The organism is Vibrio splendidus (assembly GCF_024347615.1).
GTDB lineage: Bacteria > Pseudomonadota > Gammaproteobacteria > Enterobacterales > Vibrionaceae > Vibrio > Vibrio splendidus.
The window spans coordinates 3,273,356-3,297,454 of the sequence record NZ_AP025508.1 but is presented as its reverse complement, the minus strand read 5'-3'; the positions used below and the strand labels follow the sequence as shown (position 1 = coordinate 3,297,454).

General features: G+C 44.6%; 24 protein-coding genes. 14 read left to right on the top strand and 10 right to left on the bottom strand.

Annotated features, from left to right (window positions below; all coding sequences use genetic code 11):
- Positions 1-5 precede the first annotated feature (5 nt).
- From OCU90_RS14550 to luxS, 7 genes are all read left to right on the top strand, one after another.
- Positions 6-1,136: a sodium ion-translocating decarboxylase subunit beta gene (locus tag OCU90_RS14550; protein WP_004735495.1), complete on the top strand. Its 1,131-nt coding sequence runs from the start codon at positions 6-8 to the stop codon at positions 1,134-1,136.
- A gap of 171 nt (positions 1,137-1,307) precedes the next feature.
- Entirely contained in the window at positions 1,308-2,261 is a 954-nt protein-coding gene (locus OCU90_RS14545) for an NADP-dependent oxidoreductase (RefSeq protein WP_029224637.1), read from the top strand.
- 6 nt (positions 2,262-2,267) lie between these two features.
- A complete protein-coding gene (locus OCU90_RS14540) occupies positions 2,268-2,729 on the top strand; it encodes a YqaA family protein (protein ID WP_004735497.1) in 462 nt (153 codons plus the stop codon).
- Positions 2,730-2,738: 9 nt separating this feature from the next.
- Entirely contained in the window at positions 2,739-5,597 is a 2,859-nt protein-coding gene (locus OCU90_RS14535; protein ID WP_061022524.1) for a M16 family metallopeptidase, read from the top strand.
- A gap of 99 nt (positions 5,598-5,696) precedes the next feature.
- Positions 5,697-7,265, top strand: a complete 1,569-nt coding sequence (gshA, locus tag OCU90_RS14530) for a glutamate--cysteine ligase (protein WP_061022523.1) — start codon at positions 5,697-5,699, stop codon at positions 7,263-7,265.
- A gap of 10 nt (positions 7,266-7,275) precedes the next feature.
- A complete protein-coding gene (locus OCU90_RS14525) occupies positions 7,276-7,926 on the top strand; it encodes a transglycosylase SLT domain-containing protein (protein ID WP_004735500.1) in 651 nt (216 codons plus the stop codon).
- Between the two features lie 24 nt (positions 7,927-7,950).
- Positions 7,951-8,469 (top strand): S-ribosylhomocysteine lyase, encoded by a 519-nt coding sequence (gene luxS / locus OCU90_RS14520; RefSeq protein WP_004735501.1) that lies wholly within the window; start codon positions 7,951-7,953, stop codon positions 8,467-8,469.
- 205 nt (positions 8,470-8,674) lie between these two features.
- Here the strand turns inward: luxS and OCU90_RS14515 are convergent, their stop codons facing one another.
- A complete protein-coding gene (locus OCU90_RS14515) occupies positions 8,675-9,946 on the bottom strand; it encodes an HlyC/CorC family transporter (RefSeq protein ID WP_054541869.1) in 1,272 nt (423 codons plus the stop codon).
- A 127-nt stretch (positions 9,947-10,073) separates the two neighbouring features.
- Positions 10,074-10,868 (bottom strand): cytochrome C assembly family protein, encoded by a 795-nt coding sequence (locus OCU90_RS14510; protein ID WP_017079954.1) that lies wholly within the window; start codon positions 10,866-10,868, stop codon positions 10,074-10,076.
- A gap of 200 nt (positions 10,869-11,068) precedes the next feature.
- Between OCU90_RS14510 and ffh the strand changes: the two genes are divergently transcribed.
- From ffh to rplS, 5 genes are all read left to right on the top strand, one after another.
- Positions 11,069-12,463 carry a signal recognition particle protein gene (ffh, locus tag OCU90_RS14505; protein ID WP_004735506.1) on the top strand — a complete coding sequence of 465 codons (1,395 nt, stop codon included), beginning with the start codon at positions 11,069-11,071 and terminating at the stop codon, positions 12,461-12,463.
- Between the two features lie 212 nt (positions 12,464-12,675).
- Positions 12,676-12,924: a 30S ribosomal protein S16 gene (gene rpsP / locus OCU90_RS14500; protein ID WP_004735508.1), complete on the top strand. Its 249-nt coding sequence runs from the start codon at positions 12,676-12,678 to the stop codon at positions 12,922-12,924.
- 24 nt (positions 12,925-12,948) lie between these two features.
- Complete coding sequence (gene rimM, locus OCU90_RS14495) at positions 12,949-13,503, top strand: ribosome maturation factor RimM (RefSeq protein ID WP_004735510.1); 555 nt, start codon at positions 12,949-12,951, stop codon at positions 13,501-13,503.
- Positions 13,504-13,529: 26 nt separating this feature from the next.
- Entirely contained in the window at positions 13,530-14,270 is a 741-nt protein-coding gene (gene trmD / locus OCU90_RS14490) for a tRNA (guanosine(37)-N1)-methyltransferase TrmD (RefSeq protein ID WP_004735512.1), read from the top strand.
- A 59-nt stretch (positions 14,271-14,329) separates the two neighbouring features.
- The gene (rplS, locus tag OCU90_RS14485) at positions 14,330-14,683 is read left to right on the top strand and encodes a 50S ribosomal protein L19 (RefSeq protein WP_004735514.1); all 354 of its coding nucleotides are present in this window, start codon (positions 14,330-14,332) and stop codon (positions 14,681-14,683) included.
- A 347-nt stretch (positions 14,684-15,030) separates the two neighbouring features.
- On the opposite strand, the gene yacG is transcribed toward rplS, so the two are convergent.
- From yacG to nadC, 8 genes are all read right to left on the bottom strand, one after another.
- Positions 15,031-15,228 (bottom strand): DNA gyrase inhibitor YacG, encoded by a 198-nt coding sequence (gene yacG, locus OCU90_RS14480; protein ID WP_004735515.1) that lies wholly within the window; start codon positions 15,226-15,228, stop codon positions 15,031-15,033.
- Positions 15,229-15,309: 81 nt separating this feature from the next.
- Positions 15,310-16,050, bottom strand: coding sequence for a cell division protein ZapD (gene zapD / locus OCU90_RS14475; RefSeq protein ID WP_017087400.1), 741 nt, complete (start codon positions 16,048-16,050; stop codon positions 15,310-15,312).
- A gap of 26 nt (positions 16,051-16,076) precedes the next feature.
- Positions 16,077-16,691, bottom strand: coding sequence for a dephospho-CoA kinase (gene coaE / locus OCU90_RS14470; RefSeq protein ID WP_061022521.1), 615 nt, complete (start codon positions 16,689-16,691; stop codon positions 16,077-16,079).
- A gap of 2 nt (positions 16,692-16,693) precedes the next feature.
- Positions 16,694-17,563 (bottom strand): prepilin peptidase, encoded by an 870-nt coding sequence (locus OCU90_RS14465; RefSeq protein WP_061022520.1) that lies wholly within the window; start codon positions 17,561-17,563, stop codon positions 16,694-16,696.
- 67 nt (positions 17,564-17,630) lie between these two features.
- Entirely contained in the window at positions 17,631-18,860 is a 1,230-nt protein-coding gene (locus tag OCU90_RS14460) for a type II secretion system F family protein (RefSeq protein ID WP_004735441.1), read from the bottom strand.
- A 15-nt stretch (positions 18,861-18,875) separates the two neighbouring features.
- Entirely contained in the window at positions 18,876-20,561 is a 1,686-nt protein-coding gene (gene pilB / locus OCU90_RS14455) for a type IV-A pilus assembly ATPase PilB (protein WP_061022518.1), read from the bottom strand.
- Complete coding sequence (locus tag OCU90_RS14450) at positions 20,562-20,996, bottom strand: pilin (RefSeq protein WP_061022516.1); 435 nt, start codon at positions 20,994-20,996, stop codon at positions 20,562-20,564.
- A gap of 255 nt (positions 20,997-21,251) precedes the next feature.
- A complete protein-coding gene (gene nadC, locus OCU90_RS14445; RefSeq protein ID WP_061022514.1) occupies positions 21,252-22,142 on the bottom strand; it encodes a carboxylating nicotinate-nucleotide diphosphorylase in 891 nt (296 codons plus the stop codon).
- Positions 22,143-22,225: 83 nt separating this feature from the next.
- On the opposite strand from nadC, the gene ampD reads away from it, so the two are divergent.
- Positions 22,226-22,825 (top strand): 1,6-anhydro-N-acetylmuramyl-L-alanine amidase AmpD, encoded by a 600-nt coding sequence (gene ampD / locus OCU90_RS14440; RefSeq protein WP_061022512.1) that lies wholly within the window; start codon positions 22,226-22,228, stop codon positions 22,823-22,825.
- Between the two features lie 481 nt (positions 22,826-23,306).
- Entirely contained in the window at positions 23,307-24,068 is a 762-nt protein-coding gene (gene pdhR / locus OCU90_RS14435; protein WP_004735446.1) for a pyruvate dehydrogenase complex transcriptional repressor PdhR, read from the top strand.
- Positions 24,069-24,099: the final 31 nt, after the last annotated feature.

Here is a 24,099-nt window from a genome sequence, read left to right as displayed (position 1 = left end):
GTACCATGGAAGGATTGATGACCTTATGGTCTGAAACAGGGATCGCTAACTTTGAGTTCGGCCAGATTTGTATGATGCTGGTCGGTTGCTTATTGTTGTTTTTGGCAATTCGTAAAGGATTTGAACCGTTACTTTTATTACCGATTGGTTTTGGTGCTGTACTAGCAAACATTCCAAATGCTGGGTTTACTGATCCAGGTGGTTTGCTTTACTACGTTTACTACATTGGTATTGAAACGGGTATTTTCCCACTGCTGATCTTTATGGGTGTTGGTGCAATGACGGACTTCGGTGCGTTGATTGCTAACCCTAAAACGTTATGGCTAGGGGCTGCGGCTCAGTTTGGTATCTTCGCAACGCTATTTGGTGCGATCTTGCTGAACTATGTTCCAGGAATGGAATTCTCAATGGCAGATGCTTCGTCAATTGCGATCATTGGTGGTGCCGATGGCCCAACCGCGATCTTCTTGGCGAGTAAGTTATCTCCTGACCTATTAGGTGCCATTGCGGTAGCGGCTTATAGCTACATGGCGTTGGTTCCTATTATTCAGCCGCCAATCATGAAAGCGTTAACGACTCCTGAAGAACGCAAGATTAAGATGGCGCAGTTACGTCACGTCGGTAAAGCCGAGAAGATCCTTTTCCCGCTTGCTGTACTGCTGATGACGATTCTGTTCCTACCTTCAGCAACACCTTTAGTGGGTATGTTCTGTTTAGGTAACTTAATGCGTGAAGCGGGTGTGGTTGATCGCCTTTCAAAAACAGCTCAAAACGAACTGATTAACGTTGTGACTATTTTCCTAGGTCTAGGTGTTGGTTCTAAGCTTCAAGCGGATACGTTCTTGAACTTAGAGACACTGGGTATTCTAGGTTTAGGTGCCGTGGCGTTCAGTATCGGTACGGCGGGTGGCGTATTAATGGCTAAGCTACTTAATCGCTTCTCTAAAGAAGATATTAACCCATTGATTGGCGCAGCTGGTGTATCAGCGGTTCCTATGGCAGCTCGTGTTGTAAACAAGGTTGGTCTTGAGGCAAACCCTCAAAACTTCTTGTTGATGCATGCGATGGGCCCGAACGTGGCTGGTGTACTTGGTAGTGCGGTTGCCGCAGGTATTCTATTAGCACTAGTCGGCTAATGAACTGCTGGGTCATGTATCGTTACGTTAATTGGTCGTCAATTTACGAATGAGCGGTTAACTTCGCCTTATTAAATGGTTTATAGTCAAAGGGATGCTTTCGCATCCCTTTCTTTTTATCAATTAGGGTGTTTGCTCACTAGGGCTTTTATCAATCAAGGAAATGTGGAAATGGAAAACAAACAGATTGCGATTACTCAATTCGGCGGCGTCGAAAACCTAAGTATTCAAACCAACGTTATTCCTAAGCCAAAGGCGGGAGAAGTGCTGGTCAAAGTTTCCTTTTCGGGCATTAATCCGATTGATGTCAAAACCCGAGCTGGCCTTGGTTGGGCCGCAGCACAGAACAAAGATAATCTTCCTTGGGTACCTGGTTACGACATTTCAGGACAAATTGTCACGCTAGGCGAACAGGCAGAGCGTTTTACTGTTGGTGATAACGTAGCCGGCTTTATTGGCTTCCCATTGCAAGGTGGCGGTTACAGCCAATATGTATGTGTTCCAGAAGCGGCATTAAGTATGGTTCCCGATTCGGTCACTCTAGAAGCAGCAGCCGCATTACCATTAGCCAGCCAAACGGCAGCACAGGCACTCAATAAAGCGGAAGTGAAAGAGGGCGATCGTGTACTCATCTTAGCGGGTGCTGGCGGCGTTGGTCATCTAGCGGTTCAAATCGCCGTGGCAGCGAAAGCCGAGGTTTATACAACGTGTAGTGAAGCGAATCTTGATTACTTAGCAACGCTAGGCGCTCATGCGATTAACTACAAATTTGCACCAGCATCAGAAAGAGTATCCGATGTCGATGTGCTGATTGATTTGGTCGGTGGAGATACCGCTCTCGATGCATTGAAGTGTCTAAAAGATGGCGCAAGAGTCGTGACAGTCCCAACTTTATCTGCTGAATTGATTTGCGAAAAAGCAACATTATTAGGCTTTACTGCATCAGGTATGCTGGTTGAGCCAAACCCAGAGCAAATGGACACTATGCTGTATATGGTCAGTGTCGGATTACTCAAAACAGAAATTCAAGGTATCTACCAATTAGACGAAGCGCAATCAGCTCATCTACAGGTAGAAACTGGGCATACCAGAGGCAAGGTACTACTTAAAATGCAAGAAGGTTGATATGCAGTGCTAGAGTTTTTTAATTCTCTGTTTGAAAACATAGCGCTGTGGTTCTCTGACTCGGCGCTGTGGGTACTCTTCATTAGTGGCTTCTTGAGTGCCACATTATTGCCCGGCGGTTCAGAAGCCAGCCTGGTTGCGGCATTGAGCTTAGATCAGTTCTCAACATCATCGATCATTCTGCTGGCGACACTTGGTAATACCTTAGGCGGCCTGACCAACTATTGGATTGGTTTGTGGTTACCTAATCGAACTCAATCTGAAAAGCATGGTCATAAGGCTATGGCTTGGCTGAGCCGCTATGGCTATTGGACACTGTTATTTAGTTGGTTACCCATCATCGGTGATCCTTTATGTCTGGCTGCCGGTTGGCTGAGAATGAAATTTATCCCTAGCGTTATTTTGATAGCGATTGGCAAAGCCGCTCGCTACAGCTTACTTGCTGCTATTTACTTCGGTTTTTTCTAAGGAGAACCTATGAAAAAGGTTTTACTTGGTACATTTTCTCTTATCGCCATTGCTGGCTGTTCTTACAATGTACCTAGCTCAACACCCTTCTTTTCCTCGTTACCGGAAGGAGTCACTCTGTTAGAAGAGGTTAAGCCTTCTAAAGATAAAGTCGTGATTCCTTATGCGAAGTATCAGCTTGAAAACGGCTTGACCGTTATTCTTTCTCCTGATGATTCTGATCCACTGGTTCATGTTGATGTGACCTATCATGTGGGTTCTGCTCGTGAACAGATTGGCAAATCAGGCTTTGCTCACTTCTTTGAACACATGATGTTCCAAGGCTCAGAGAACGTCGGTGATCAACAGCACTTCAAGATCATCACCGAAGCGGGTGGTTCGTTAAATGGCACCACCAACCGTGACCGAACTAATTACTTTGAAACCGTTCCTTCTAACCAACTCGAAAAAATGTTGTGGTTAGAATCGGACAGAATGGGTTTCTTGTTAGATGCAGTTTCTCAAAAGAAATTTGAGGTGCAAAGAGGCACGGTTAAGAATGAGCGAGCGCAAAGCTATGAAAACCGCCCTTACGGTTTGATGTGGGAGCGCATGGGAGAAGCACTGTATCCAGAAGGTCACCCTTACTCGTGGCAACCAATCGGTTATGTTGAAGACTTAGATCGTGTTGATGTGAATGACCTTAAGGCATTTTTCTTACGTTGGTATGGCCCAAACAATGCCGTGTTAACGATCGGTGGTGATATCGACGTTGATGACACGCTAGAGTGGGTTAACAAGTACTTTGGCCCTATCCCTCAAGGACCTGAAGTTAAGGCGGCAGAGAAGCAACCTGCAGTGCTGACTGAAGACAAGTACATCACCTTAAAAGATAATATTCGTCAGCCGATGGTGCTTGTTGGTTGGCCAACAACGTATCGTGGTGAAGAGACGCAGGCTTCATTGAATGCACTGTCCAATGTGTTAGGTTCTGGCACCAACAGTTACCTGTATCAAAACCTCGTAAAAACGCAAAAAGCGGTGAGCGCAGGATCTTTCCATGATTGTGCTGAGCTTGCATGTACCATGTATGTGTATGCGATGGGTAATTCAGGTGAAAAAGGCGATTTGACGGTTCTAAACAAAGAGCTGATGGATACCTTAGATCAATTCTCGAAAGAGGGCGTTGAACAAGAGCGTTTAGATCAGATCACTGGTATGGCAGAAGCGGATGCAGTTTTTGCACTACAAAGTGTTAAAGGTAAGGTTTCACAGCTTGCGTCTAACCAAACTTTCTATGGTCAGCCGGATCGCATTGAATCGCAACTCGATCAAATTCGAGCGGTTACTCCAGAAAGCGTAAGCAAGGCATACCAAGATTTCATCGAAGGCAAGCACAAGGTTACGTTGAGTGTGGTTCCTAAGAAAAAACTCGACTTAGCGGTTCGTGAGGCTACCTTTACCACACCTGCACGTACCCTTCCTGAATACAGCAAGGTGACGGAAGACCAACTGGATTTCAGAAAGGCGCCAAACACATTTGATCGCAGCGTGATGCCAGAAGTGAACTTTGGTGTTGAAGCGACCATGCCTGAGTTGTACCGCATGCACTTTGCGAACGGCACTGACTTGATTGGTACCGTGACCAGTGAAACGCCGACAGTACAGCTGCAAATTCAACTGCCTGCAGGCGAACGCTATGTTCGTAAAGGTCAAGAAGGCTTAGCGAACCTAACGGCTTCGATGATGGAAGAGGGGTCGACTAAACGAACGGTTGAAGAACTACAGGCGACCTTAGATAAGCTTGGCAGTAGCGTTAGCATTGGCGCAGGCAGTTATACCACGGATATCTCGGTTTCAACGCTAGAGAAAAACCTGCCTCAAACCTTAGCGATCGTACAAGAGGTTCTGTTTGAGCCTAAGTTTGATGAGCAAGACTTTGAACGTGTTAAGAAGCAGATGCTTGAAGGTGTTGTCTATCAGCATCAACAACCAAGCTGGATGGCTTCTCAAGCAACCCGTGAAGTGCTATTTGGCGACAGTATTTTTGCTCGAGCAAGCGATGGCACCAAGGCGTCTCTATCGGAGCTAACCTTAGATGATGTGAAAAAATTCTATGCACAACACTACACACCGGAAGGTGCCAATATTGTTGTTGTGGGAGACATCTCGAAGAAAGAGGTGGGGAAACAGCTACAATTCTTTGAACAGTGGCAAGGCGATGCGGCACCACTAACGCGTCCTCAGATCATCAAAGAGCTTTCAGGACAGCATCTGTATTTAGTTGATAAACCGGGTGCGCCGCAAAGTATTGTTCGTTTAGTGCGTAAAGGTTTACCTTTCGACGCGACTGGTGAGTTGTATTTGAGCCAGCTAGCCAACTTTAACTTAGCCGGTAACTTCAATAGCCGCATTAACCAAAACTTACGTGAAGACAAGGCGTACACTTACGGTGCAAGCGGTTACTTCGCGAGTACTCGTGAAACTGGTGCGGTAGTATTTAGTGCTCAAGTGAGAGCAAATGCGACGGTTCCATCGATTCAAGAGTTTATCGCCGAGCTAAATGAATTTAGTCAGAGTGGATTAACTGACGAAGAGGTGAAATTTATGCGCCTTGCCGTCGGTCAACAAGATGCGCTTAAATACGAAACGCCAAGTCAAAAGGCTGGATTGTTGAGTAATATTGTTGCATTGAGCCTTGATGAAGATTACCTACAACAGCGTAATCAGATAGTTGAAACGGTTTCAAAAGAGACCTTAAACGAGCTATCGAAGAAATGGTTTGACCCGAATGATTATCAAATAATTGTTGTTGGCGACGCGACTTCGCTTCGTCCTCAACTAGAAAAGTTAGATATTCCAATAGAAGAGCTTGAAATCATTCGTTAGAGTACACATTAAAGGGGGAGGGAAAAGACTCTATTTTTCTCCTCCAACCTAATTTATGATAGTTCTAATCAGAACGATATAAGATAAGTGAACTGAATTTTGACTGATTTTGCTGCGCGACTAAAGCAAGTTGCAACCAACCCTAAGACCTTCTCTCAATTTGGTCGTGGTGTTGAAAGGGAAACGTTACGCTACACGGAAGATGGGCATCTTGCGACTGGGCCGCACCCAAAGGCTTTGGGATCTGCGTTGATGAACGGATGGGTAACGACCGATTTTTCCGAGTCGCTACTGGAGTTTATTACGCCTGTTTCTAACGACGTTCCGACGCTTTTGAATCAGTTGTCTGATATCCACCATTTCACACAAACCAAGTTAGATGGCGAAAAGATGTGGCCGCTTTCTATGCCTTGTTACGTAGGCAGTGAAGATTACATTCAGCTAGCGCAATACGGCACCTCTAACAACGGCAAAATGAAGACGCTATATCGTGAAGGCCTAAAGCGCCGTTACGGTAGCCTGATGCAGATTATTTCTGGTGTTCACTTCAACTTCTCTTTCCCAGAAAGTTTTTGGGATAGCCTGTTTGGAGAGCAAACAGAAGAAGCGCGTTGTGAAGCTAAGTCAGATGCGTACTTTGGTTTGATTCGTAATTATTACCGTTTTGGTTGGTTAATCCCATATTTCTTCGGTGCTTCACCTGCACTATGTCCTTCTTTCATCAAAGGAAGAGAGACAAAGTTACCTTTTGAGAAGGTTGGCGAGACACTGTATCTGCCAAAAGCAACGGCACTTCGCCTGAGTGATCTTGGCTACACCAATAGTGCTCAAAGCGTATTAAAGATTGGCTTCAACAGCCTAGACCAGTACCTTGAAGGTTTGAACCAAGCGATTCGCACGCCATCTGAAGAGTTTGCTGAGATTGGCACTAAGGTTGATGGTGAATACCGTCAATTGAATAGTAACGTTCTTCAAATCGAGAACGAGCTTTATGCACCAATTCGTCCTAAGCGCGTGGCGAAAAGTGGTGAAAAACCATCGGAAGCACTGGCTCGTGCTGGTGTTGAGTACATCGAGGTTCGTTCTTTGGACGTAAACCCATTTAGCTCAATTGGTATCAATGAGCAACAAGTTCGCTTCCTCGATCTATTCTTAACTTGGAGTGTTCTATCTGACTCTGCTGAGATGGATAACTGTGAACTTGAATGCTGGCGCGAGAACTGGAACAAGGTGATCTTAGAAGGTCGTCAGGTTGGTTTAGAGCTAAAGATTGGTTGTGATGGCGAGAGACTGTCTCTGCAAGATTGGGCTAAACGCGTATTCAAAGATCTTCGTGTTATCGCTGAGTTGATGGATGCTGAGCAAGGTGGTCGTGCATACCAAGAAACGTGCGATACGCTTGAAACTTGGATTGATAACCCAGAGCTGACCATTTCTGGCCAGTTGTTAGAAGAGACAAAAAAATTAGGTGGCTTGGGTAAAGTGGGTTGTGCGTTAGGAAAAACGTACGCTCAGCAACACAAAGCACACCAATATAAAGTTTACTCAGCTGAGTTGATGGAAGCGGAAGTTCAACGCTCTGTGATTGCTCAGCAACAAAGTGAAGAAGCAAGCACTCAAGATTTTGACAGCTTCTTAACGGATTATTTTTCGTATTTAAAAGCATAGCGAGACTTTGGTGGAAAGGAAGCAAGCCTTATTAGGCCAGCCTAAACGCGTAAGTGGAAAATGGTTGCCAGTAGTGACTGTTGGTGTTGTCTCTAGCCTATTGGTTGGATGTGCAACGCCACCGCCAAAGCAGCAAGATAACTTGTGTAGCATCTTCAGAGAACACCCGTCGTGGTATGAAGATGCTCTCGATATGCAAGAAGAGTGGGGCACGCCGATCAACGTAGCGATGGCTTTTGTGAAACAAGAGAGTAGCTATCGTCATGATGCGCGCCCGCCTAAAGATTATATTCTTGGCTTTATTCCGTGGGGACGCGTGAGTAGTGCCTACGGATATGCACAAGCTCAAGACCCTGCTTGGGAAGACTTCCAAAAGGCGACCAATAACGGTGGCTCAAGAACCAACTTTGATGATGCATTGATGTTCATCGGTTGGTACACCAGCGAGACGCGTCGTCAGCTTGGTATTTCACTATGGGATCCGTATAACCAGTATTTGGCTTATCATGAAGGTCGTGGTGGTTATAAGCGCAAGTCATACAATAGCAAACCATCATTGATTAAGGTGGCGCGCAAAGTCGAACAGCAAGCAAAAGATTATGGATGGCAGCTTAAACAGTGTCGTAAAGAACTAGAAGACAATAGAAGTTGGTTTTTCTAAAGCCAACCGTCACGGAGAATAGCAATGCCTTTATTAGATAGTTTCACTGTTGATCACACGCGCATGAACGCACCTGCAGTTCGTGTAGCTAAAACAATGCAAACCCCAAAAGGGGATACCATCACTGTGTTTGACCTGCGTTTTACTGCGCCAAACAAAGACATCCTATCTGAGAAAGGGATCCATACTCTAGAGCACCTATACGCAGGATTTATGCGTAATCAATTGAACGGTTCAGATGTAGAGATCATCGATATTTCACCGATGGGTTGTCGTACTGGTTTCTACATGAGCCTAATTGGTACGCCTTCAGAGCAACAAGTGGCAGACGGTTGGTTGGCTGCAATGCAAGATGTGCTGAAAGTTGAGAATCAAAATAAGATCCCTGAGCTGAACGAGTATCAATGTGGTACTGCGGCAATGCATTCTTTGGATGAAGCTAAAGATATCGCTAATGCGATCATCGCTGCCGGTATCTCTGTAAACAAAAATGATGAACTGGCATTGCCAGAGTCGATGCTGAAAGAGCTTAAGATCGACTAGTCATTGTTAGTTCACCTTGAATACGCTTCACTCTAGATACATTTCACTCTAGAGACAGAGTGAGTTAGATACTAAAAGGCCCGGTTCAATGAACCGGGCCTTTTTCGTCAACGTATTTTAGGAAGAGACATATTTTAGGGCTAGGCAGTTGTCGCATGTGAGCTTGTGATTACTCACTTAGTTATCCCAGTCCAGCAAACCACTTTTATCCGTTAACGATCTGCGGGAACACGCGAACGAGCTTGATACGGTTCTCTTCGAGTTCAACAATTTCCATTGGATGACTCGCAACCTGAACACTCAGGTGACTTTCTGGAATGTCTTCAAGGTGTTCCAGTATTAAACCATTAAGTGTTCTTGGGCCATTTGTAGGCAGTGTCCACTGCAAGCCTTTGTTTATGTCACGGATATTGGCGCTGCCTTCAATCAAGAAACTGCCATCGCTTTGCGGTGTGATCTCTTCAGATAAGCTTGGTGCAATTGAGGTCGTAAACTCACCAACGATTTCTTCTAGAATATCTTCAAGGGTAACCAAGCCGTTGATATCGCCATACTCATCCACAATCAAACCGATGCGCTGTTTATTGCGCTGAAACTTAAGTAGTTGGATATTGAGTGGTGTCGCTTCAGGAATAAAGTAGATCTCATCCGCAGCACGCAACAGTGTCTCTTTATTGAATTCGTTCTTTTCAAGCATCAAGCGGTAAGCTTCTCGTAACCTAAGCATGCCAACCACTTCATCTATCTGGTCACGATATAACACAATACGCCCATGAGGGGAGTGAGTTAATTGGCGAACGATAGATTTCCAGTCATCATTGATGTCGATGCCAGTGATTTCATTTCGAGGCACCATGATGTCGTTCACGGTCACGTGTTCTAAATCTAAAATAGATACCAACATATCTTGGTGGCGTTGAGGTATTAGGCTTCCCGCTTCATTTACCACGGTTCTAAGCTCTTCAGAGCTTAAGTGGTCGGTCGCATCGTGACGGGCTTTGACACCTAAGATACGAATAAAACCGTTGGTAATGAAGTTCACCAATATCACCAATGGTGACAGTACCTTCATCAGTATTATCAAAAGGATACTACTGGCGTAAGAGACACGCTCTGGAAACAGAGAAGCGATGGTTTTTGGGGTTACCTCGGCAAACACGAGGATCACGAGAGTCAGGACACCGGTAGCAATTGCGACGCCGATATCCCCGTAGATGCGCATACCAAGAATAGTCGCGATCGCAGACGCAAGAATGTTGACGAGATTGTTGCCGATGAGAATGAGGCCGATCAATCTGTCTGGGCGGTTCAGAAGTTTTTCTACGCGTTTGGCACCTTTATGACCCGTATTGGCCAAGTGCTTTAAACGGTAGCGGTTCAAGGACATCATGCCCGTTTCGGAACCAGAGAAATAACCAGAAATTACAATGAGACACGCGAGTAGCGCAAATAAGATACCCGTTGATATGTCGTCCAAAACTATTCTTTTCCTATTTGTGTATCTTGATTAATTTATGACCGAACATGGTCGAGATGTCAATTGAATCTAACGGACTCAATATTTTAAAGGCAAGGTGTGTGAGACATTACCTTCATATTACAGACTAATTCAGGATGATTTCCTGAACGAAGCGGCTACCGAAGTAGGCTAATGTGAGCATGCTGGCACCGGCAAGTGCGAACCAAGTGACTTTTTGTCCACGCCAACCTTTCTGATAGTGACCCCACAGAAGGATGGAGTAGATAACCCAAGCAATAAAAGACAATACAGCCTTGTGTGCTTTTCCTTGAGCAAACATATCTTGTACGAAGATAAGGCCAGTCAATAAAGTACCTGTTAATAAGCCATTACCGATCAGAATGATCTTGAAAAGCTGTCTTTCCACCATCATTAAAGGAGGTAGGTTAGGGTTTATCACTAACGCTTTTTTCTTTTTAAGTTTGTGATCTAGCCACGCAAGTTGCAGGGCGTATAGCGCACCGATAGTCAACGTCGCGTATGAGAACAAAGCCAAAGAGATGTGCAGTAGCAGCTTTGGATCATTCTCTAGATGTTTAATGAACGTGCTTGAAAGAAAAGTGGCAGCCATTAGATTTAGAGCAGCGAAGCTATAAACAACCGGCAAGATGAACCACAAACGGGTTTTGAGCATCGCACCGCTCATGACCAAAGAGATGATTAAACTGATCAATGAAGCAACGTTCAAGATACTGAGGTTTTGGCCACTGGCATTAAAAATTAAATCGCCAAGCAACCAAGCATGGAAAGCTAGAGCAAGTAATGCGCTGATAAACACCGTTTTTACGCGGATTCCTGTTTGGTGCACGAGACCTGGAATGATCGTGGAAATCGCCATTGTATAAAGAAAGGCCGCTGCGATCGCAATAAGACTGTCCATGGTATCCATTTAAATGATTACTAATTGGCGAATTATACCTCGCATCGCTCTTTGGGGCTATGGTGAACCTCATTCAATTCCAAGTGAATAATGTCTCACATCACAAGCGTGGATGATTAACGCTCTACAACGGGTATGACTCTAATCCGCGCTAATGTATACTCACAGTAATAGTCGCAGTTTTGAGCGAAGAGAAAACTATGTTTGATAATTTAACGGATCGTCTATCCAAAACGCTGAAGAACATCAGCGGTAAAGGTCGTCTGACCGAAGACAATATAAAAGAGACGCTGCGTGAAGTACGTATGGCGCTACTTGAAGCCGACGTTGCACTGCCAGTTGTCCGCGATTTTGTTAAGCGCGTAAAAGAAGGCGCTGTGGGTGTTGAGGTTTCTAAATCTCTAACTCCTGGTCAAGAATTCATTAAGATCGTTCAAGCTGAGCTTGAAGCGGTGATGGGTGAGTCTAACGAGGCTCTTGACCTAGCAGCACAGCCGCCAGCCGTTATTTTAATGGCAGGTCTACAAGGTGCGGGTAAAACCACATCGGTAGGTAAGCTATCTAAGCTCCTGACTGAGCGCGACAAGAAGAAAGTTTTGGTTGTGTCTGCCGACGTTTACCGTCCAGCGGCAATCAAACAGCTTGAAACGTTAGCAAGCGATGTTGGCGTCGACTTCTTCCCATCTTCAGCTGATCAAAAGCCTCTTGATATTGCAAACGCTGCAATCGACCATGCGAAGAAGAAATTCTACGACGTGCTAATTGTCGATACTGCTGGTCGTTTGGCTATCGATGAAGAGATGATGGGCGAGATCAAAGAGCTTCATACTGCCATTAAACCAGTAGAGACTCTGTTCGTTGTTGATGCAATGACTGGTCAAGATGCTGCGAACACTGCAAAAGCTTTTGGTGATACGCTTCCACTAACCGGTGTTATCTTGACGAAAGTTGATGGTGATGCGCGAGGTGGTGCTGCACTGTCTGTTCGTCATATCACTGGCAAGCCGATTAAATTCTTAGGTGTTGGTGAAAAGACTGACGCACTAGAACCATTCCACCCAGATCGTGTTGCTTCTCGTATCTTAGGTATGGGCGACGTACTGTCTCTTATTGAAGACCTACAGAAAAACGTTGATACCGAGAAAGCAGAGAAACTGGCTAAGAAGTTCAAAGAGAAGAAAGGCTTTGACCTTGAAGACTTCCGTGAGCAGCTTGGTCAGATGAAAAACATGGGCGGCATGATGGGCATGATGGATAAGCTTCCAGGTATGTCTCAGCTACCAGACAACGTTAAAGATAAAGTTGATGACAAGATGTTCAAGCAAATGGAAGCGATCATCAACTCTATGACAATGAAAGAACGTCAGCGTCCAGACCTAATCAAAGGCTCACGCAAAAAGCGTATTGCTGCAGGTTCTGGTACGCAGGTACAAGATGTAAACCGTATGCTTAAACAGTTCACTCAAATGCAGAAGATGATGAAGAAAATGCAGAAAGGTGGAATGAAAGGCATGATGCGCAACATGCAAGGCATGATGGGCGGCGGTGGAGGTATGGGCGGAATGGGTGGTGGTTTTAACCCGTTTGGTCGATAATCTACAAATGTAAGCTTTAGCTACGTTACTTTTCATAGTGTTAGCCGTGTCACAGAAAGTATCCGGTTGCTATGTTGGTGAAAAAATAGCTAAAGCCCTTGCATTGCACCGGAATAAGAGTAAAATTCCGGGGCTTTAATTTGGCACGAGACCCCAAGCTATTTACTTATACTTGGGGTTAATTATTTTATTAAGAAAGCAAAGAGGACGACATGGTAACCATTCGTTTGGCACGTCACGGTGCAAAGAAGCGCCCATTTTATCAAATCGTAGTTGCGGATAGCCGTAACTCTGTAACTGGCCGTTTCATCGAGAAAGTAGGTTTCTTTAACCCTACTGCTCAAGGTCAAGAAGAAGGTCTACGTCTAGACCTAGATCGTGTTAACCACTGGGTTGGTCAAGGCGCATCTCTATCTGATCGTGTAGCTAAGCTAGTTAAAGACGCTCAAAAAGCGGCTTAATTCTTTTTTAAAGAGAAATAGCTTATGTCGATGAAGGGTAAAGAAACGATGAGCGAGCAAAATAATAGAATTGTCATGGGTAAACTTGGGTCTACCTATGGTATTCGTGGCTGGCTTAAAGTGTTCTCCTACACAGACAATGCTGAAAGCATATTTGATTACAGCCCTTGGTATTTAAACCAAAAGGGTAAGTGGGTTGAGTACAAAGTTGAGAGCTGGAAACGTCATGGCCAAGGTTATGTATGTAAGCTAGCGGGATTAGATGTTCGTGAAGACGCGCAACTGATGACTAACTTTGAAATTGCTATTGACCCTGCTTCGTTACCTGAATTGTCAGAAGATGAATTCTACTGGCGCGAATTGTTCGGTATGCAAGTTTTTACCACTAAAGGTTACGACCTTGGTGAGGTCACTGACCTATTAGAAACTGGCTCGAACGATGTTCTAGTAATTAAAGCAAATCTTAAAGATGCTTTTGGCCAAAAGGAACGGTTAGTACCGTACCTTGAAGAGCAAGTGATCAAGAAAGTTGATCGCGAAGCTCGCCGGATCGAAGTTGACTGGGATCCTGGATTCTAACTCCAAATTACAGAGCGAGAGAACACATGTGGGTTGGCATTATTAGCCTGTTTCCTGAAATGTTCCGTTCTGTTACTGATTTTGGAGTAACAGGTCAAGCGGTTAAAAAAGGTCTTTTATCTATTGAGACATGGAATCCTCGCGATTTCACTCATGATAAACATCGCACTGTTGATGATAGACCTTACGGTGGTGGTCCTGGCATGTTAATGATGGTTCAGCCTTTGCGCGATGCTATCCAAACTGCCAAGCAAGCAGCACCGGGAAAGACGAAAGTAATCTATCTTTCACCTCAAGGTCGTAAACTCGACCAGAAAGGTGTTGAAGAGTTGGCAACAAACGAGAACTTGCTTCTTATTTGTGGTCGCTATGAAGGGGTAGATGAGCGCATTATTCAATCTGAAGTCGACGAAGAATGGTCGATTGGAGATTTTGTGATGACGGGTGGCGAACTGCCAGCCATGACGTTGATTGATTCAGTCTCTCGGTTTGTTCCGGGTGTACTTGGAGATTTCGCTTCAGCAGAAGAAGATTCTTTTGCAAATGGTTTGCTAGATTGTCCCCATTATACGCGCCCTGAGGTGCTAGACGATAAAGATGTGCCATCGGTACTCAAGTCTGGAAACCATAAGGACATTCGTCGCTGGCGATTAAAACAATCGTTGGGCCGAACTTGGCTAAGAAGACCAGAGCTCCTGGAAAACCTAGCTCTGACTGACGAACAGGAACAATTACTGGCTGAATTCATTAAAGAGCAACGCTCTTAACGAAAAGCAAGCAGTAACCTATTAAATTTAGTATCAGTTTATTCTAGGAATTTATACAAATGAGCAACATCATCAAGGCTCTTGAAGAAGAGCAACTAAAATCAGACCTTCCTAAATTCGCACCAGGTGACACTGTTGTAGTTCAGGTTAAGGTAAAAGAAGGTGACCGTGAGCGTCTACAGGCTTTCGAAGGCGTTGTAATCGCTATTCGTAACCGTGGTCTACACTCTGCATTCACAGTTCGTAAGATCTCGAACGGTGAAGGCGTAGAGCGTGCGTTCCAAACTCACTCTCCAATGGTTGATAGCATCGAAGTTAAACGCCGTGGTGCAGTACGTCGTGCCAAGTTGTACTACCTACGTGAGCGTTCTGGTAAGTCAGCTCGTATTAAAGAGAAGCTTACTAAGAAGTAATTCTTTTTGCATTCTATCGATAAAAGCGGAGCCATTTGGCTCCGCTTTTTTGTGTCTGCTATTTAGATCTGAGTAGGTAAGAGAGCCTCAATTCGCTCGTTCCTCGCTCTTGGGGATGACGGACTTAAACGAAACTCACATTTAACTGTCATTCCCTAGACTGACGAAGGAAGGAGTAGGGAATCTCTATTCGTACCATGCTATAGGCAATAAAAAAGGATTGACGTTAAACGCCAACCCTTCAAAATTTACTCGTTACTCGTTACTCGTTACTCGTTACTCGTTACTCGTTACTCGTTACTCGTTACTCGTTACTCGTTACTCGTTACTCGTTACTCGTTACTCGCTTAGTGCGGATCTTCCGACCAACCATCGCTATCTGACATGTCTGGTGCGCCAGCAATGCTGTTCTCTTCGTCTGCCCATTCACCGAAATCAATCATCTGACATTGCTTACTGCAAAACGGGCGGTGTGGGCTTTGTTCGCCCCATTCAACGTCGGCATTACATTGAGGGCATTTAACGATGGTGATTTTTTTCGACATAGTGATTCTTAATTAGAGGGTATTGTAAGAAAGAGTTTAGGCTCGAGTGAAGGCTCAAGCCAAACTATAAAAGGAAATTAATTAGCTGCAGACAGCCAATTCAAATTCGATGTCTTGAGTACAGGCTTGTCCTGTTTCAAAGCTCATGAACTTAACGGCAAAACGGTTTTTATGCCCGGAGATCATCGGGTAAGCACCGTATTGCATTGGAATAGAAAGGCGAAGGATATTCGCTTCATCAGCATCGCTCTGGAAGAAGCCAGCGCGAGCAATTTGCTCTTTAAAGTGACCAGTCTCTCTGGTGAGCTTTAACCATAGTGTTAGCGCTTCATACAGAGGCTGTAGGCTGTCCATCCAAGCTTTGGCATCTCGCATTCTCTTATCGAGAGGAAGATGCAGCCAATAATGCAGTGCGGGTAAATCAAAGCAGCATGAGCCACCTGGTAAATTAAAGCGTTGACGTATGGCACTCAAGAATCGGTCTTCTTTAAGTGACTGCCCAAAACGCTCCGCCTGCATCAGTTCACGATAGATATTACTAATATCGTTGAGTAGTGAAGTTAGCATCTCTTGATCGACACCTTCAACATCTAACCAGCTTTTGTAGGTTACACGCTGCTTCTCAATATCTTTTGCGAGTTCACTCTTGAGTTGGATCTGTTCGAAGATTTCAATCAGATCAAAGATGGAACGGAAAAAGAGTTGATACTGTTGAGCATCGGAAAATGTAGAAGACAAGTGCAGCTGCCTCAAGAGTGATTCAACTCTTAAGTAGATGCGTGTTTTCTCATTTAGAGGATGTTCAAATTTGTGGGTGATCATCGAGCAAACCTTCATTCAACATTATTCTATTCTGACCCATATACAGTACTGATTGCCAGATACTTTTGATGTAAATCTGTGATTTGAGGCAAAAGTTCTTGGTTTTTAGTATGGTTTTTAATCACGTCATCTGCAACTGCTAAGCGTTGTTCTCTTGAAGCCTGTGATTTTAAAATTGATGCAACTTGTTCCCTAGAAACATTATCACGACTCATCGTACGCTCTATTTGTACTTCTGTTGGTACATCAACGATTAATACGCGATCGGCCATGCTTTGCATTTGGTTTTCAACCAATAGCGGTGCGACTAATAAACCATAAGGGGATGTGACTTTAGACAGGTCACTGTCAATTTTGTTACGGATCATGGGATGAAGCAGGTCATTGAGCCATTGTTTATCTGTGGGATCCGAGAAGATTAGCTCACGCAGCTTACTTCGGTTAAGTGATCCATCTTCAAGCAAGATCGTCTCACCAAAACGATCAGTAATCTGCTTTAAGCCGTCACTGCCCACTGCAACGACTTCGCGTGCAACGATATCAGCATCGACAATATCAATATTAAAATGCTCATTGAAGAGGTTAGCAACGGTGGTTTTTCCACTGGCGATACCACCGCTTAATCCGATAATGATTGCCATGGTTAAATTCCTAGTACAGAAGTGAAATACCAGCCCATGATGTCGTTGCCCCACATCAAACTCACCCAACCCGCAATCGCAAGGTAAGGTCCAAAGGGAAAGGCTTTATCTATGCCTTGCTGTTTCAAGCGAAGTTGAATCAAGCCGAAAACTAAACCGACCAGCGACGACAAAAGAATGATCATTGGTAGGTGCTGCCAACCAAGCCAGGCGCCAAGCGCAGCTAGTAACTTGAAATCACCGTAACCCATACCTTCTTTGCCTGTTAACAGCTTGAACAGCCAATAAACCGACCAAAGTGCTAGGTAGCCTGCCATTGCGCCAATTACGGAATCTTGAAGCGATACTGGGCTGATATTAAACAGAGCTAACGCGATACCAGACCAAACTAAAGGTAAGGTGATTTGATCTGGCAGCAGCATAGTATCGAGATCGATAAAGGTTGCGGTAATCAATGCAAACGTGAAAAAAATCAGAGCGATGGCGTAGTAACTGAAGCCAAAGTGGCTCGCGACTACGGTACAAAGGATTGCGGTAAGCAATTCGACCAAAGGGTAGCGAGCACTGATTGGGTTAGCACAGCTATGGCATTTGCCTTTTAAGAACAACCAGCTTAATACAGGAATATTGTCGATTACCCTTAATTGGGTTTTGCATTTTGGACAGGTAGAACGAGGGATACTGAGATTGAACTTTCCCTCTGGTGCTGGAATTTTATATTGAGAGAAATACTCCGAGCACTCTTGTTGCCACTCTCGTTCCATCATTATCGGTAAACGGTGTATGACTACGTTGAGGAAGCTGCCGATAAGAAGGCTAAAAATGAAAGCTAATACGGGGAATAGCCAAGGATAGTAGTGAAATACTTCCATAGTGTCCTTTACCACTTAATCAAGGTGAGCAGAGGTTGGCTGCTCATGGGTGTTTAGTTGCTTTTAACTATCCTAACACACTCATAAGATTAAAGATCGGTAAGTACATCGCGACAACAAGTCCGCCAACTACGGTGCCTAAAAATACGATGATCAGTGGTTCTAGAATTTTACCTAGGTTATCGACGGTGTTGTCTACTTCGAACTCGTAAATGGAAGCGACTTTATTGAGCATATCATCAAGATTCCCTGACTCTTCACCTATCATCACCATCTGTAAAACCATCTCTGGGAAGGCATTGGTATTGCGCATTGCAATGTACATAGGCATGCCTGCGGCAGTTTCACGGTGAACCTCGATGATGGCCGATTCATAATGCAGGTTGCCTGCGGTTTTAGCCGTTGTTTTAAGGCTGGTTAAGATGGGAATCCCAGAACTGAAACTGGTTGAAAGTGTTCGGCTGAACTTTGCAATCGATGCCTTAGTGATAACAGCACCCAAGATAGGAAAGCGTAAGCCAAGACGACTGGTTGAAAGTCGAATCGAGTAGGATCGCTGACGCAGTTGCTGAAAAGACAGAATTAATAAACCAATACCGATGGCACTATAGAAACTATAAGCCTGCATCCAATGGGAAAGATAAAGCACTTGCTGGGTGAACCAAGGTAAGTCTGCTCCGAAACCAGAAAACATCGATTCAAATTCAGGGATGACCATGGTCAGCATTAAGTAGGAAACGGTAAGGGCGACCGCAACAACCATTGCAGGATAGATGAGCGCTTTTATAACCTTGGATTTTAGTTGCTCACTCTTTTCACGATAGGTCGCCAAGCGTTCAAATACTTGTGCAAGGTTGCCGGAGAGTTCGCCTGTCGCGACCAAGTCGGTATAGAGGTCATCAAAGTGGCGGCTTGCAGTTCGCATTGCTTTTGAGATTGGCGTGCCAGCTTCTACACCTTTGCAGATGTGCGATAAAATCGATTTCATTTCTGCTTTGCGGTGATTGTCTGACACCAGCTTGATGGCTTGCACGATCGGCACACCAGTCGCCAACATGGTAGCCAGTTGGCGAGTCAAAATAGTGATGTCTTTGGCTTTGACTCGATGGGTTAAACGAGTGATTGCTGAGATGCTTTTCTTTTTGATTTTCTTAATCTGAATGTGCTGCTCTTTGAGCTTCTCTCGCACTTCTAGTTCGGTGAGCGCTAAGCTCTGCCCAGACACTTTCTTGCCAGAACTATTGATTCCCTTCCAATGGTAGTTTTTTAGTTGTGATTGTTTGCTTTTACTACTCATTTTCGGCTCCGTGAATTATAGGTATAGAACACGTTGTAGCTCTTGATAGCTGGTGGTGCCTTCAAGCAGTTTATCTAGCCCTGATTCTTGTAAAGTTCTCATGCCTTCTCGGCGCGCTAAGTTTTCAATGGCTAACGCGTTCGGTTTTTCGATCAGGCTATTTTTCAATTGGTCGCTAAAAGGCATGACTTCATAGATACCGACTCGCCCCGAGTATCCCTGATTACACTCATTGCATCCTTGTGAGCTGGCTTTGTAGATGATTTGGCTATTGGGAATAGAGTGGCGTAGAAATATATCAGGCGAGTCATCAGTGGCTTTACAGTGGTCGCACAATCGTCTTGCCAGTCGTTGGGCGATAATCAGGCTTAATGATGAAGCGAGGTTAAAAGGTTCTATTCCCATATGAGAGAGGCGAGTCACCGTTTCTGCTGCCGAATTGGTGTGCAGTGTCGAAAGCACTAAGTGGCCTGTTTGCGAGGCTTTGATCGCGATCTCTGCGGTTTCCAAATCACGGATCTCTCCGACCATCACCACATCAGGATCTTGTCGTAAAAATGATCGCAATGCTTCAGCGAAACCAAAGCCGATCTTAGGTGACACTTGTACCTGATTGATACCACACAGGTTGATTTCAACAGGGTCTTCGGCTGTTGAGATGTTGCGTTCAGTGGTGTTGAGCACTCGAAGGCCAGTATAAAGAGAAACCGTTTTACCGCTGCCCGTTGGCCCGGTCATTAAGATCATTCCTTGCGGGCGTTTTAGGGCATTGAGGTAGAGTGCTTTTTGATCCTCGCTGTAACCGAGCTTATCGATATCGAGATTGGCAGCGCTGCTGTCTAGAAGACGAAGAACGATCTTTTCTCCCCATAATGTTGGCAGCGTCGATACACGCATATCAATCGCCAGTTCGTCATTTAAGCGCAGTTTGATACGACCATCTTGAGGCAAACGACGTTCGGCGATATCAAGTTTGGCGAGAATCTTCAAGCGCGCCGATAGACGACGACTTAAGTGAGAAGCGGGCTGTTGAATTTCGACAAGGATGCCATCGCAACGTAGACGTACGCGGTAGTTTTCTTCATAAGGTTCGAAGTGGATATCAGATGCGCCTTTACGTGCTGCATCGACTAGAATCTGATTGATAAAGCGACTGACAGGGGAGTCATCTTGGCTGAGGTCTTCTATCGACGTTATCTCGTCATCAGATATCTCAACAAGGTTAGCGAGCTCATCTTGAGTGATCTCTTTACGCTTGGAGTCTTGCCCGGAAATAGAACGGCCATACAGCTTTCGTATTGCACCTTCTAGTTCAGAGTAATTAGCGACAACCAATTCAATCTGTAATCCTGTCGCAAAGCGAAAGTCGTCTTCAGCTTGTAAGTCGGTCGGATCAGCCGAGGCGAGCGTAAGAGTAGAACTAGAAACTGAAATCGGGATTGCTCGATATTTGGTGATCAATTCACGAAGCCCCAATTGCTCACACAAGGTTTCGTAGTCAGTACTGGCTAGTTGTACTAACGGTAAACCGAAAATGGTTTTGATATTACTTGCTAAGGAATCGCCGCTGAAGAAATCAAGAACGAGCAAAGCTTCAGGCGTAGATACACCTGAAGCTTGCACATGTTCCGCAACGGCTTGTTCTTGAGTCAGACTAAGAAGGTTAGCTTGACGAAAAATTGTTGGGAGGTTGGTGAGCACTTATCGGCAGCCATCTAGATCGGGAACTGTTGTTGATTTAGCACAAGCCCAACCAGTTGTCGCATCACGAGATAGTGTAAGGGTTTGTTGATCCAATGAACCTCCAACAAATTTAAACTCAATTGCTGGTGATGTAGGGTTTGCTCCTGTCGAGCCTTGCGCTGAAACTCTTAATGTACCGAGGGTATTTGAACCAGCAGATATACCTAAAGTTGAAAGAGCAGTACTAAGTTTGCCTTCTTCTTGGAAAGTAAGCTCTGCTGGTGTTTGCAGAGATTTTAAAGTTGCAAGAGCAGATGATGCTTCACTCTTAGATACATAATCTTTATATGCAGGCACAGCAATCGCAGACAACACACCAATAATCGCCACCACAATCATCAATTCAATCAGCGTAAAGCCTTTCTGGTTCATTCTTTTGTTCTTGTTATTCATTGTCTAATTCCATTGTTTAGTTTGTTTCAGTGCAGGCACTGGTTGATGGAAAGAATAGAAGTCGAGATGGGGAAGTGGAATGGTGTTCAGGTTTGGCCGCGAGTGGTTTCGTGTTTATTAGTGTGGTGTTTCATATGGCGCGCAAAATTATGCGACCAACTTAAATAAGTGATTGAAATACTGATAGTTTAGGCAATAAAAAAGGCACTGTTATCAACAATGCCTTTGACGGAAATATATTTACTATTCAGTTAATTACGCTTTAAATCTCATGGATAGGTCCATCGCTTTTAGATGCTTAGTCAGTGCACCTACCGAGATGTAATCAACACCCGTTTCAGCGAACTCTGCGATAGTGTCGAGAGTGACGTTACCTGAGTTTTCTAATGCAGCGCGGCCCGCATTGATTTTAACCGCTTCACGCATCATGTCAGTGGTGAAGTTATCTAGCATGATGATGTCTGCACCAGCGCTGATCGCTTGCTCTAGCTCTTCTAGGCTTTCCGTTTCAACTTCCACAGGTTTGCCCGGGTTAAGCTCTTTTGCTGTCGAGATAGCTTTCTCAATGCCACCACAAGCGATGATGTGGTTTTCTTTGATTAGGTAAGCATCGAAAACGCCAATACGGTGGTTGAAACCGCCACCACAAGCGACAGCGTATTTTAGTGCGCTGCGAAGGCCCGGAATTGTTTTGCGAGTGTCTAACAGGCGGCATTCTGTGTGCTTAACTTTGTCAGCGTAGATCGCTGTTGTTGTCGCACAGCCAGATAGCGTTTGAATGAAGTTCATTGCATTACGCTCACCGGTTAATAGCGCACGTGCTGGGCCAGTTAAGCTACAAAGCGTTTGGTTTGGTTCAACTTTGTCGCCATCTTCTACGTTCCACTCGATAGTTACCTCACCGCCCAATTGCTTAAACACTTCATCAGCCCAAGCTTTACCACAGAACACACCGTGCTCACGGGTAATGATGGTAGCGCTGTTGATTGCGTCTGCTGGGATTAGACTTGCCGTAATATCAGCCGCTGGATCTAACGTTCCGCCTAGATCTTCTTTGATGGTCTCAGCCACTGAGCGAGTGATCTCTAGAGGCAGTTGCTCTTTTAAGTAGTCAAGGCGTTGGTGGCTGTTATGTGTGTTTTTCATCGCAAATCTAATCTTGAAAGGGAGTGGGAATGGAATGATACTCTTGCTTAACTTCAAATTAAAGAGGCTAGCGTGACTGCTCTATGGGTAAGGTCACATCTTATTGTGCTAGCAGAAAAGAAAGTGAGACCAAGATGACGATCAGCTTCAATGGATGGTATGACAACGCTCGGCATGTTCCTTCCCCGTATTTTGATGTTAGACCTAGCGTCGACGATATCTCTCTGCTGGTGGTTCACAACATTAGTTTACCTCCGGGGCAATTTGGTGGGCCTTACATCGAACAGTTTTTTACGGGCAAACTTGACCCAGAAGAACACCCGTTTTTTCAGGTGATTCACCAAATGGGTGTGTCTGCACACTGCTTGATTCGTCGTGATGGTGAGGTGGTACAGTTTGTTTCGTTCCTTGATAGAGCTTGGCACGCTGGCCAGTCCAGCTTTGCCGGCCGTGAAAGGTGTAATGATTACTCGATTGGTATTGAACTGGAAGGCAGTGACTTTGTGGCTTACACCGAGCAGCAGTATCAAGCGCTTACCCAATTAACGGAAACACTGGTATCGAGCTTCCCTCAAATTACCACTGAACGAATCACAGGCCATCAATATATTGCGCCGCTGCGCAAAACTGATCCTGGCTTGGTTTTCGATTGGCAGAAATTTAAAGGAAAGCTCAAGGGCTAAGCCTCAATTTTAAGATAGCCTTACTGCTGTTAGGTGTTGAATAGTCAACGCCTAGCATAATGACTTGTGAATTTTTGTTGTTGCTATGTAAAGAAAGTGGTGGAGGGGAGAGCATCAATAAATCGAGAGTGTGACGAGCTTATCAAACGCTAATTTATTAAAACTTATGAACAGAATTTCCATCCTAAATGTGCGCTTGGTTTGATTTTTAAACAAGTGGCACTAATCTTTCTGAAACAATTCATTTTTATCCTGAAACTTTCTAGCACGAAACCTCCCCAAAAGTATTACCCCTGTAAATGGTAAGACCAATTTGGTTGCTGTTTTAAATTTCATTTGTTAAATCATGGTTAATTCATGCTGTGTTCTATGATGCAGGTCAATTTTGCACTGGACAGTGGCGTTTTAATTATGTTAATTTCTGCCCAACTTAAAATTGGTATTACCAATTGTCAGCGAAGAAAAAGAAGAACAACAAACTATGGCTTATCAAAGGATTCGTCAGCCAAAACTCTCGGACGTTATCGAACAAGAGTTAGAAAGGTTGATAGTGGAAGGAACACTGGCTCCAGGGCAGCAGTTGCCGCCTGAGCGCGAACTAGCGAAACAGTTCGATGTGTCTCGTCCTTCAATCCGAGAAGCGATACAACGTTTAGAAGCAAAACGCTTGCTTACTCGCCGTCAAGGTGGAGGTACGTTTGTTAGCGAAAATATCTGGAAAAGCTTTTCAGATCCTTTGCTTAATTTGTTGTCGTCCCATTCTGAAACCCAACTAGACTTGTTGGAATCGCGTCATGCGATGGAAGGGATTTCGGCTTACTTTGCGGCATTACGTGGCACTGATGAAGACTTTGCTCGAATTCAAGCATGCCAAGAAAAAATTCACGGCGCGCAAGATAAGGGTGATATTGAAGCCGAATCTGCAGCAGTGATGGCTTTTCTTATTGCTTTAACAGAGGCAGCGCACAATGTGGTGTTATTACACATTGTTCGTAGTTTGGCTCCGTTACTCGAACAAAATGTCTTAGAAAATTTAAAGCTGTTGCATCGTCGTAAAGACGTTGTGGAGAAAGTGAGTATACATCGAGCTAACATTGTAGATGCGATCGTTTCAGGGCAGCCAGAACAGGCGCGTGAAATGTCACATTCTCATTTAGCTTACATCGAAGAAACATTGATGGATTTGACCAAAGAAGAATCGCGCCGCGAACGTTCTTTACGTCGAATTCAACAGGGTAAATAGCCGTAATACTTCGGCTATTTACGTGTTTAGT

What these genes read in the sequence shown, in the direction of transcription:
- OCU90_RS14550 (WP_004735495.1), top strand. Translation starts at nt 6, where the DNA reads ATGGAAGGATTGATGACCTTATGGTCTGAAACAGGGATCGCTAACTTT.
- OCU90_RS14545 (WP_029224637.1), top strand. Translation starts at nt 1,308, where the DNA reads ATGGAAAACAAACAGATTGCGATTACTCAATTCGGCGGCGTCGAAAAC.
- OCU90_RS14535 (WP_061022524.1), top strand. Translation starts at nt 2,739, where the DNA reads ATGAAAAAGGTTTTACTTGGTACATTTTCTCTTATCGCCATTGCTGGC.
- luxS (WP_004735501.1), top strand. Translation starts at nt 7,951, where the DNA reads ATGCCTTTATTAGATAGTTTCACTGTTGATCACACGCGCATGAACGCA.
- OCU90_RS14510 (WP_017079954.1), bottom strand. Translation starts at nt 10,868, where the DNA reads ATGGACAGTCTTATTGCGATCGCAGCGGCCTTTCTTTATACAATGGCG.
- ffh (WP_004735506.1), top strand. Translation starts at nt 11,069, where the DNA reads ATGTTTGATAATTTAACGGATCGTCTATCCAAAACGCTGAAGAACATC.
- rpsP (WP_004735508.1), top strand. Translation starts at nt 12,676, where the DNA reads ATGGTAACCATTCGTTTGGCACGTCACGGTGCAAAGAAGCGCCCATTT.
- rimM (WP_004735510.1), top strand. Translation starts at nt 12,949, where the DNA reads ATGTCGATGAAGGGTAAAGAAACGATGAGCGAGCAAAATAATAGAATT.
- trmD (WP_004735512.1), top strand. Translation starts at nt 13,530, where the DNA reads ATGTGGGTTGGCATTATTAGCCTGTTTCCTGAAATGTTCCGTTCTGTT.
- rplS (WP_004735514.1), top strand. Translation starts at nt 14,330, where the DNA reads ATGAGCAACATCATCAAGGCTCTTGAAGAAGAGCAACTAAAATCAGAC.
- yacG (WP_004735515.1), bottom strand. Translation starts at nt 15,228, where the DNA reads ATGTCGAAAAAAATCACCATCGTTAAATGCCCTCAATGTAATGCCGAC.
- zapD (WP_017087400.1), bottom strand. Translation starts at nt 16,050, where the DNA reads ATGATCACCCACAAATTTGAACATCCTCTAAATGAGAAAACACGCATC.
- coaE (WP_061022521.1), bottom strand. Translation starts at nt 16,691, where the DNA reads ATGGCAATCATTATCGGATTAAGCGGTGGTATCGCCAGTGGAAAAACC.
- OCU90_RS14465 (WP_061022520.1), bottom strand. Translation starts at nt 17,563, where the DNA reads ATGGAAGTATTTCACTACTATCCTTGGCTATTCCCCGTATTAGCTTTC.
- OCU90_RS14460 (WP_004735441.1), bottom strand. Translation starts at nt 18,860, where the DNA reads ATGAGTAGTAAAAGCAAACAATCACAACTAAAAAACTACCATTGGAAG.
- OCU90_RS14450 (WP_061022516.1), bottom strand. Translation starts at nt 20,996, where the DNA reads ATGAATAACAAGAACAAAAGAATGAACCAGAAAGGCTTTACGCTGATT.
- nadC (WP_061022514.1), bottom strand. Translation starts at nt 22,142, where the DNA reads ATGAAAAACACACATAACAGCCACCAACGCCTTGACTACTTAAAAGAG.
- ampD (WP_061022512.1), top strand. Translation starts at nt 22,226, where the DNA reads ATGGGTAAGGTCACATCTTATTGTGCTAGCAGAAAAGAAAGTGAGACC.
- pdhR (WP_004735446.1), top strand. Translation starts at nt 23,307, where the DNA reads ATGGCTTATCAAAGGATTCGTCAGCCAAAACTCTCGGACGTTATCGAA.